General features: G+C 59.3%; 14 protein-coding genes. 12 read left to right on the forward strand and 2 right to left on the reverse strand.

Annotated elements, in window-relative coordinates; genetic code table 11:
- The first annotated feature begins 29 nt into the window (after positions 1-29).
- From P2T68_RS17125 to P2T68_RS17175, 11 genes are all read left to right on the forward strand, one after another.
- Positions 30-275 carry a hypothetical protein gene (locus tag P2T68_RS17125; protein WP_277379681.1) on the forward strand — a complete coding sequence of 82 codons (246 nt, stop codon included), beginning with the start codon at positions 30-32 and terminating at the stop codon, positions 273-275.
- A 2-nt stretch (positions 276-277) separates the two neighbouring features.
- Positions 278-1,636: an SGNH/GDSL hydrolase family protein gene (locus tag P2T68_RS17130; protein ID WP_277379682.1), complete on the forward strand. Its 1,359-nt coding sequence runs from the start codon at positions 278-280 to the stop codon at positions 1,634-1,636.
- A gap of 28 nt (positions 1,637-1,664) precedes the next feature.
- Positions 1,665-2,057, forward strand: a complete 393-nt coding sequence (locus tag P2T68_RS17135) for a hypothetical protein (protein WP_277379683.1) — start codon at positions 1,665-1,667, stop codon at positions 2,055-2,057.
- 1 nt (position 2,058) lies between these two features.
- Positions 2,059-2,697 (forward strand): hypothetical protein, encoded by a 639-nt coding sequence (locus tag P2T68_RS17140; protein ID WP_277379684.1) that lies wholly within the window; start codon positions 2,059-2,061, stop codon positions 2,695-2,697.
- A gap of 1 nt (position 2,698) precedes the next feature.
- Complete coding sequence (locus P2T68_RS17145) at positions 2,699-3,520, forward strand: hypothetical protein (RefSeq protein ID WP_277379685.1); 822 nt, start codon at positions 2,699-2,701, stop codon at positions 3,518-3,520.
- An 8-nt stretch (positions 3,521-3,528) separates the two neighbouring features.
- Positions 3,529-3,705 carry a hypothetical protein gene (locus P2T68_RS17150; protein WP_277379686.1) on the forward strand — a complete coding sequence of 59 codons (177 nt, stop codon included), beginning with the start codon at positions 3,529-3,531 and terminating at the stop codon, positions 3,703-3,705.
- A 61-nt stretch (positions 3,706-3,766) separates the two neighbouring features.
- Positions 3,767-5,326, forward strand: coding sequence for a phage tail protein (locus tag P2T68_RS17155; RefSeq protein ID WP_277379687.1), 1,560 nt, complete (start codon positions 3,767-3,769; stop codon positions 5,324-5,326).
- 57 nt (positions 5,327-5,383) lie between these two features.
- Positions 5,384-5,809, forward strand: coding sequence for a hypothetical protein (locus tag P2T68_RS17160; RefSeq protein ID WP_277379688.1), 426 nt, complete (start codon positions 5,384-5,386; stop codon positions 5,807-5,809).
- Positions 5,810-5,902: 93 nt separating this feature from the next.
- Positions 5,903-6,310: a hypothetical protein gene (locus P2T68_RS17165; RefSeq protein WP_277379689.1), complete on the forward strand. Its 408-nt coding sequence runs from the start codon at positions 5,903-5,905 to the stop codon at positions 6,308-6,310.
- 35 nt (positions 6,311-6,345) lie between these two features.
- Entirely contained in the window at positions 6,346-6,492 is a 147-nt protein-coding gene (locus P2T68_RS17170) for a hypothetical protein (RefSeq protein ID WP_159440216.1), read from the forward strand.
- 3 nt (positions 6,493-6,495) lie between these two features.
- Positions 6,496-6,981, forward strand: a complete 486-nt coding sequence (locus tag P2T68_RS17175; RefSeq protein WP_277379690.1) for a hypothetical protein — start codon at positions 6,496-6,498, stop codon at positions 6,979-6,981.
- On the opposite strand, the gene P2T68_RS17180 is transcribed toward P2T68_RS17175, so the two are convergent.
- The gene (locus tag P2T68_RS17180) at positions 6,971-7,252 is read right to left on the reverse strand and encodes a hypothetical protein (RefSeq protein ID WP_277379691.1); all 282 of its coding nucleotides are present in this window, start codon (positions 7,250-7,252) and stop codon (positions 6,971-6,973) included. The two genes, P2T68_RS17175 and P2T68_RS17180, sit on opposite strands and share 11 nt — an antisense overlap.
- Before the next feature lie 31 nt (positions 7,253-7,283).
- Entirely contained in the window at positions 7,284-7,529 is a 246-nt protein-coding gene (locus P2T68_RS17185) for a hypothetical protein (RefSeq protein ID WP_277379692.1), read from the reverse strand.
- Positions 7,530-7,560: 31 nt separating this feature from the next.
- Here P2T68_RS17185 and P2T68_RS17190 point away from each other — a divergent pair, with 31 nt between their 5' ends.
- The gene (locus tag P2T68_RS17190) at positions 7,561-9,654 is read left to right on the forward strand and encodes a hypothetical protein (RefSeq protein WP_277379693.1); all 2,094 of its coding nucleotides are present in this window, start codon (positions 7,561-7,563) and stop codon (positions 9,652-9,654) included.
- Position 9,655: the final 1 nt, after the last annotated feature.

Consider the following 9,655-nt stretch of genomic DNA (forward strand, 5'->3'; position numbering starts at 1 on the left):
CTCGGGCTCACCCCATCCTGGAGAAGAGCATGGGCGACAACACCATTCAAGTGAAAACGTGGGGCGAAGGTCAGGGCGATTTTGTGCTGATCAACGAGTCAGACTTCGACGAAAACGTTCACGAGCTGTACGGTAGTAAGAAGCCGTCGGCCAAGGAAGTAAAGGCGGCCAAGCTGCTCGTCGATACCAAGGCGGCGCTGACTGAAAAAGGTATTGCCTTTGAAGACGACGCCGACCTGGCGACCCTTCAGGCCTTGCTTGACCAGGCCGCCTAATCGTGGCTCTGTCTGCCGGTGATTCGGCCTCAAACAGCCTGCAGCGCGGCTGCGTAGCAACCATCACGCCAATCGCTGGCAACGCGCTCGTCGATCTCGTGTACGGCGGCAGGGTGGTTTCTTCGCAGAGCAGCAGCTTCCCGATTGTCCTTGGGCCATACCACTTTGATATGTCGTTCAAGGTGGCGTGTCTCGCTGGTCGGACACAGATTGATGTGTCCGCCGACATGACAAAGGTAGGGTCTTCGCTGAAGAGCCCTCTACTGTCTCAAGCGATTTCGGCTCGTCCTGCTGGAGTCTCGCTTCGCTATGCAACACTCGGCAACTCGATCTACGCAGGCGTCAATGGTATTTCTGTGGCCGACCAGGCTGCCTACGCTGCTGGTGACGTGGTACGGCTGATCAAGTCTGGCGGCATTGCTGGCAACACAAGTGCCATGATGCTCGACAGGATGGGACGCGACGTGCCTCAGGATGCTGAGGTTTGTACCTTCATGGAGGGAGCAAACGATGGTCTGACTGGCGTTACCGTCCAGACCCACAGGCAGAACATGGAAGCCATCATCCAGAACCTGCTTGGGCGCGGCATTGTTCCCGTGCTTGACTTCACGTCTCCGCTCACCAGTAACGTCGCCCTAGCGGCCTCTTACCTGGCCGCGCAACAGGCCCTGGTTTGGAAATACGGCATATCCGGCTTCGACCAATGGGGCGGAGTGATGGATTCGGCAACCGGGACTTGGGCGGCTGGCAATTCTTCGGACGGCATTCATCCACTGTTTGCGCCAGCGCTGGTTGCTAAGTCTGCAAAGGCGGCGTGGCTGCGTGCTGGGGCGCCTGCCCAGGCTTGGGCCCCGAGATCAAACGTTGCTGGCACTGCCAACTACTGCTTGGGAAGCGGCAACTGCTTCATGCTTACCGATACCAACGCAGACGGCGTGCCCGATGGCTGGACAAAGGCCGGAACGGCTACCGCATCGATCACCGCTGCACCCACTGGATACCGTGGCAGCTTTGCCCGCCTGACGGGTACAACTGCATCAGGTAACCCATATCTCCGCAAGGTGATCACCTCAGGCTGGTTTCCTGGAGACGATTTGCTGATTTCATTCGCAATGGAATCAGCTGTCGGGAACCTTACGACCGGCAGTTCGTTCCTGACGATAAAGGTCGATGGCGTTGAACTCAACATCCTGAACGGTGCGGTGGCTGACATCACGGCGCAGCGCATGATGTTCTGGATCAAGCCTACAACCCTCACTCAGCTTGAGTTTTACGCGAAAATCAACGGCACTGGCACCGGTAACTACATCGGCGTCGGCGAGTTCGAGATCTACAACGTCACCGCGCTGCTGAATCGTTGATCTCTGCCCATCACATCGAGGACCGCAGATGCTTACCGATCAGCAAAAATCGGATGCCCGCCGCTATGCCGGCTACCCGATGCAGGGTGACGTGACGCTCGACGATAGGCGCGATACCGCATGGGGCTGGGTGGCGCCGATGATTTGGCAGACGCTGAATCACCGGCTCGATAGCTTGCGCCCGGAAGAGATCGTCACGGTGACGGACTTTCTGACCAAAATTGCAGGCCTTGAGGCTGATGTCCTGTCGTCCACCGAGAACCTGGATACTGACCAGGCCGCCGTATGGGTGCACAACAAGAACGAGGTGTCGGACCGGATGAGCCTGTATCGGATCTGGCGCCGCGAGTTGTGCGGCTTCCTCGGTGTTCCGCCAGGCCCGTCGCTGGGCAATGGCGGGATCAGTATGGCCAGGGGGTGACATGGACGGCACGAAGCTCCAGGCCAAGATTTACATCGGTTATGGCAAGGCAGCCAAGCGTATCGGTTTCGACTACCAGCAATTTCGCGCTACGAGCGCCAGTAACCCGCTGTCGTCAACCGCTTTGCAGACGCTGCCCGCGTCGTTCACCACGAATTTCAGCTACTCCGCGCCGAACAAGTACGGCCAGGCTACCTGGCTTGGCCTGTTCGATGCTCGACCGTTTGAGGTTGGCGACTTCCTCGTCGGCCGACAGGGAACATTCTTCATCGCCGCCATGCAGGACACGCTTCCGATCTACTGCGTGCAGACTAATCGCGTTGTCAGCGTATTGCGCGATCATCAGGACCAAAGCATTGGCCTTGGCGCCTACTCGGGCGGTACACGGGCAACTGAGGTGTCGCTCATGCAGGGCTGGCCCGCCAGCATCTTGCAGGGCACGAAGGGCGAGACGAACGATGCAAAGCTTCCTCTGGACGTGAAAACGCCATGGTGGCTGATCCTAATGCCGGCTTACCCGGGCATCATCCTGCGCACCAGCGATGTGATCCGATGCGAATTGGGCCGCAAGTACGTGATTTCGAGCGCTGAACTGACCGATATGGGCTGGCGCATTACCGCAATGCAGGCGCAGGTGTGATATGGCGAGTCTGACCGACGTACTAAAGCAGGTCGCCGCCCAGGTCGCCGCTGTGGTTTACCCGAACGGCACCGGGCAGCCAAGCGTTGCAGGTGTCCCGCTGCGGGTTTACCCAGGATGGCCTGTGCCGAACCAGTTGGAGACGGATCTCGCCAATGGCTTGGCGCACATCAGCATCTACCCGCACGGCAAGGACCGCAAAACCACCCGATACCTGGGCCGGACGTGGATTCCACTGACGGCGCCGGCGCACACGCTGGTAATGACCGTGGCCGGGTCTGTTGTGACACTGTCGGGCACGATCTCGCCTCAGAACATCCTGATCAACCTGAACGGCTTCAGCTATGTGTACGCCGTTCAGCAGTCAGACACGCTCACGACTGCGGCCACGGCACTTTCGTCGATGATTCCTGGCGCTTCCAGCGCTGGTCCGGTCATCACGCTCACGGGCGCCCATGGCGTCTTTGCCAGGGTCGGAGGCTTCGGTACTGCCTACAAGGAGACGAAACGCCAGGAACAGCCGGTGCAGATCACGGTGTGGGCAAACAGCCCGCAGGCGCGTGACGCAGTGGCAAGCCCGCTCGACTCTGCGCTGTCCGACAGCAACAACATCTCGTTCATTGACGGCTCGTTCGGTGTGATCACCGGCAACGGCCAACTGATGACCGACCAGCTCCAAAAGGCCGACCTGTACCGGGTAGACCTGTTCTACATCATCGATTACGCAACAACACAGACGCTACAGGCCGCTGAAGTCATTGCGCCGGTGCTGGAAATCGACAACGCCCAGACCGGGCTTCCTGAAATCATTCGAAACCCTTGAGGCCCACCATGAGCGATACCCCAGACGTCCCGGCTGTGAAGACCAAGCCGGTACCGTACAAGCTGGTCGTAAAGTTTGCCTTCGCTGACTACCAAGTCGGCCAAGAAATCTCCGATGCCGCTGAAGTCGCTGCCGTCCTGGACGGTGACTGCGACGGCAAGGCCCTGAAAGTCGCCAACGCCTAACAAGCGAAACCCACACACAAGAAGCCGCCCACTGAGGCGGCTTTTTCATTAGGAGGACGCCATGCCCATTTACCCGGCAGGCAGCTTGAACACGGCGGCACTTCAGGCGCCAGATTTGTATATCCAAATAGTGCCGCCGAAGACGCGATACATCAACGGCGTGGCCACTGACATCCTGGGCATTGTCGGCATTGCTGACTGGGGACCGGTAAACAGCGCCACTCTGATCGGCTCGCCCGGTGATGCATCGCAGAAGTTCGGCACCCAGACCGTACGCAAGTATGACCTCTGCACCGCTATCGCTGTGTCGATCCAGATCGGCGCATCGAACATCCGCGCCGTGCGCGTGACTGACGGCACCGATACTGCGGCTACCAGCACGCTCAAGGACACTGCAGCCGCTACCGGCGCAACCCTGACCGCGTTCTACACCGGCACCCTGGGCAACTCGCTGAGCGCGACCCTGGCCACTGGTTCGGCAGCATCGAGCTGGAAGCTGACTATCTCGCTGCCAGGCGTATCGCCGGAAGTGTTCGACAACATCACCGGTTCCGGCCTGGCGCTGTGGCAGAACATCGTCAGCGCAGTGAACAACGGCCAATCCGGCGTTCGCGGTCCTTCGCAGCTCGTCGTAGCCACCGTCGGCGCTACTACGCTGGCCCCGGTCGCACTGACCCAGACCGTTGCGTTCACTTCCGGCACATCCGGTAATACCACTCTGACCGACGCTGTTCTGGTCGGCGTGGACGGCGTTATCGGCTCCGCCCGCAAAGGCATGTATGCGCTGCGCGGTACCGGCGCTCAAGTGGCCAACTTGGTAGACGTCACCGACAGCACCCAGTGGCCAACCATGCTGACCTACGGCCTGTCCGAAGGTTGCTACCCGGTAACTCAGGGCGTTGCCGGTGCTTCCTACACCACCGTCGCTACCGCGCTGACGACCGCCGGCTGTGACAGCTACGCGCTGAAGGTTATGTGTGGCGACTGGGTCTACTGGCAGGACCAGGTGAACGGTCAACAGCGCATGATCGCGCCGGCCACGTTCGCCGCCGCCAAGATCGCCGCCCTGTCGCCTCACCAGAATGCCCTGAACAAGCCGATCACCAACGCGGTATCGACTCAGCGCAACCTGGCCCAGCAGCCGTACAGCATTGCTGAAATCGGCGCGATCAATACCGCGCGCCTGGACGTCATCACCAATCCATGCCCGGGCGGCAGCTACTTCGGCCACCGGTCCGGCCTGAACTGCTCCAGCAACTCGGCGGTAAACGGCGACAACTACACCCGGATGACCAACTTCATCTCGCTGACCATTGCCGCCTCGTTCGGCGGCGTGATCGGCCAGCTGCAGACCCCGGATTTGCGCCGCACCACCAAGTCGACCATGGAAAGCTTCCTCCAGACGCTGGCGCAGCAGGGGATGATCGGTGACGTCAACGGCGGCCCGGCCTTCTCGGTGCAGATCGACGCCGCAAACAACCCCGATGCCCGCGTGGCCCTGGGTTACATGCAGGCTGACGTGCAGGTCAAGTACCTGTCCGTGACCCGCTACTTCCTCGTCAACCTCGAGGCCGGCCAGTCAGTCTCGATCGTTGCGTCCGCCACCCCCCGCGCCGCGTAAGCGACGAAACCACTATCAAGCCCGGCCTAGAGCCGGGTTTTTCGTTTGGAGAACGCCATGCAAGGTGGATACAACACGGGGAAAGACGTCGCGATCGACATCAACACCCCAAGCGGTCCGATCCGGCTGCCGAAGATCATGAAATTCGACTCGAAGCCGAAGGTCACCAACCAGGAAATCACCCCGCTCAACGGCCAGACCGACGAGCTGATGATCCCTAAAGGCTGGACTGGCACCTTCGAAGCTGAGCGCGTCGATTCGACCCTTGATGACTGGTGGGCGCAGTTCGAAAGCGACTATTACGCCGGCGTCAACCAGGGCTCGGCGACCATTACCGAAACCATTCAGGAAGTCGGCGGTGGCGTGACTACCTGGCGCTACACCCACGTGATCCTGAAGTTTGAGGACGCAGGCCCAAAGGAAGGCGACAAGACGATCCGTCAGTCGATGTCCTTCACCGCCCGCCGTCGCCTCAAGGTTTGACCCTGTTTGCATGGCAGCCCGGCTCGCAGGGCGCGGGACTCGTCACCCCGCACGCCATGCTCCTTGACGACTCACTGACCAGAGGCTTTACCCATGGCTAAATTGACCGTTACCGAATCCGCTGCACCGGTCCACGTTGACCAGAAACCCAAGTTCACCACGATTCAGGACAGCCGCGGCCGTACCATTCAGCTGCGTAAGCTGGGCCCGCTGGAGCAGGGCCGTATCGTTATGGCCGTCGGCGGTGATATCGCCGGCAACCAGACATACATGTCAGGCTTCGCACTGCCGGCCGCCATGGTTGTCTATATCGACGACACCCCATTCGGCCTGCCGCAGACCAACAAGCAGATCGAAGCGGTGCTTCAGGAGCTTGGCGAAGAGGGTATGGCAGCCATCAACGAGCACTTCGAAGAGAAGTACAAGGCTGCCAAGGCTGAAGCAGATGCCAAAGCACTCAAGGAAGGGCTTAGCGCCGAGCAGGCCGCAGCAAAAAACTAGCAACGAACCCCGAGTTTCGCCGGGATTGTTGGCTGGTGAAAAACGGGGTTCCGTTCGATCGCTTGTTCGAGTGCGGCCCGCTGGAAGACTACGAGCGCTTCGCCTTCTCCATCCTGTTCTCTGAATTCGAGGGATCTGGTGTCTGGAACTGGCATAGCATGCAGTTCGACAAGAAGGATTGAGCCATGGACTTCAAAGACCTGGGCAGCCTGGCGCTGCACATGGCCGCGCAAGAAGTTGCGCTTCTTGCCAGTCTGAACGCCGGGCTGGAGAAGTGCGCAAAGAGGGTGGAGCAGACCGCTAAGGCGGAGATTGGCCACTACCAGGCAGCAGTTGGTCCGTATTTCGAATGGGCGCCTCTGGCAGATGCAACAGAGGCGGCCAAGGCTCTCGCAGGTTACAGGGCTGATGCGCCTCTGGAGGCTTCTGGCGAGATGCGCGACAGCATTGAACATAAAACCATGTGGCTTGAGGCCATAATTGGATCAAAAGACCCCAAGCTTTTTTATCATGAGTTTGGCACCGAAAATATGCCAGCTCGTGCCGTCATGGGGCCGGCTGTTTTCCGCAACAAGGAGTACATCCAGCGAGTTATTGGTGCTGCTACAATTTCAGGGCTGTTCAAGGGATCGGCAATTCACGCATCGCTGGGCTACGACTCTACTGTGTAACCCACATCGGACCGGTGTCGGTCTTCACCTGGATGTATCCATCAGCGCGCTTGACCACCTTGAAGGTGCCATTGAGCGGCTTGCACATGTAGGTCGACAGGTTGACCAGCGATTCCTGCATTTCCTCACGCTGGGCAACGTAGTGCGGGTTGTCGGACATGATGTTTTGCATCAGAACCTGGCGCGACCGCTGCGTCGATTGATCCTCACACCCGTACTCACCGTTGAGCTGCAAGTCCGCCGAAACTGCGGCTCCGGACAGTGCTGCCATCGTCAAGAAAACTACTGTTTTTCTCATTTGGTCACCCGAACAGGACTGAATAGAGGACAACGCAGACGAACACAAGCACGCCGCCGGCAAACACCAGCGTGACGCTGCTGAGCGTGAAGAGGAGCAGGGCGTTCTGGATGCCCAGCCCCTGCTTGCGCTGGACTGTTTTGGGCCGAGCTGGCTTTCCAGTCCCGCCGATATCGCGCCAATGCCTGGGCGCCTCTACGTGCTGAATTCGACCATTTACCCATTCATACGTGCGCTGATTATTTGCCATGTGATCCAACACCACAAAAGGGAAGCTCATTATGGCATTTGAGGCGTACTCCGTCGCTGTCAAGCTGTCGCTGATCAACCACGTCAGCGCTGGCATGGCCCTGATCAGCAAGAGCTTGTCCGCCACCGGCGGGGACGTCGACAAACTGAATGCCAAACTGGCATCGATCGGCAAGCAGGGCGCAATCGGCGCTGCTATGTTCGCTGGCGGCCTTGGTCTGGCGTCGATGCTGAAGGGGCCGCTCGATGAGGCGAAGAAATTCCAGAACGAGACGGAGCGCTTCCGCTCCCTTGGCCTGGGCGACAAGGTCACCGCCGACGCAGTGAAGTTCGCCAGCGGCATGAACACCTACGGCACCAGCATTCGCGAAAACCTCGGGCTGCTGCGTGACGCCCAGACGGTTTTCGGCGACTTCCACGAAGCGCAGATGGTGACCCCGCTCCTGGCCAAGATGAAATTCGCCAACGCCGCGCTCTACGGCGACGAAGGCGGCGCCATGAAAGACCGCGCCTTCATGGACATGCTGAAAGTCATCGAAATGCGTGGGGGCCTGTCCAGCCAAGAGGCTTTCACCAACCAGGCCAACATGGTCCAGCGCGTCCAGACCGCTACGGGCGGACGGGTAGGTGCCAACGAATACCTGAACTTCATCAAGACCGGCGGTGTTGCTGCCAAAGGGATGAAAGACGAAAACTTCTACTACGCCATGGAGCCGCTTATCCAGGAGATGGGTGGTAACCGTGTAGGTACCGGCCTGATGTCGGCCTATCAGAACTTGGTGCAGGGCCGCACTACTCAGCGCGCTGCCAACGAGCTGATGCGCATCGGGATGCTAAACCCGAAGATGGTCGACTATGACAAGGTCGGCAACATCAAACAGATCAAGCCCGGCGCTGTGGCTGGTAGCGACATCATGATCTCCGATCCCATGAAGTGGATGCAGACGGTCATGCTGCCGGCGTTCGCCAGTAAAGGAATCACGGACAAACAGGCGATCCTCAACGAAATCGGCGCTATCTTCACGAACCGCACCGCCTCGCAGCTCTATTCGACGATGTACCTGCAGCAGGCGAACATCGCGAAGAACTTCAAGCTGAACAGTGGCGCCGCAGGCATTGATGAACTGGAGAAGAACGCCAAGAACACCATTACCGGTAAGCTGATTGAGCTGGACAAGAAGTGGATCGACCTGCAGCTGAAGCTGGGCGAGGTGATCCTACCGCTGGCTATCAAGGCGGTTGACGGGCTGAACGTCGCAATCAAGAACCTTACGGTCTGGATTGATGCCAACCCAGGCAAGGTCAAGGCGCTGACTTACGCCTTTATGGGCTTGTCGGCGTTCCTGATCACTGGCGGCCTGATCAATATGATCATTGCTGCAGGGCGCGGGTTTGTGCTGCTCGGACAGGCACTGTTCTTCCTTGCTGGGCCGCTGGTTCCGCTGATTGCAAGATTCGGCACCTACCTCGTGATTTTCGTCGTGGATGCCTTCAAGGCGGTCGCCATGTTCCTGTCGTCCGGCTTCCTGCGCGGCATCGTCATGGCGTTCCTGTCTCCGCTGAAGCTACTCGGACAGGGACTTCTGTTCCTTGGCCGCGCCTTGCTCATGACGCCGATTGGCTTGGTTGTAACTGCCATCGCTGCAGCTGCCTATCTGCTCTGGAATAACTGGGCAGAGATCAGCGGCGCGCTGAAGCTGATGTGGGGCGACATGAAGACAGGCTTCGTCCAGCTATTCCATGGCGACATCGGCGGGGCCTTCAAGTCCTTCGCTTTGGTGTTCATGACTGGCTGGCAGACGATCTTCAACACATTGATCGCCGGGGCCAATGCCATCCTGCCTGCGTCGATGCAGATCTCGAAGACCACGTTCGCCGACGACTACCGCAACAGCGGCAAGCCCAAGGAAGCGTGGTCACCAATGGTCGCACCGGTGCCGAGCAAGCAGTCCGGTGGAGGCGAGCAGAACATCAACCTGTACCTGGATGGCAAGAAGCTGACCGACGTAGTCATTCAGCGGGCGGCCAAGGAAGCCATGCGCCCACGCAACGGCACCCAGGGCTTCGACCCAAGCCGCAGCATGTTGATGCCTGGCACCCCAAGCACAGCCTTACCAAGGGGATAAC

It is taken from the genome of Pseudomonas sp. G11 (assembly GCF_029457515.1).
In the GTDB taxonomy this organism is placed as follows: Bacteria; Pseudomonadota; Gammaproteobacteria; order Pseudomonadales; family Pseudomonadaceae; genus Aquipseudomonas; species Aquipseudomonas gorinensis.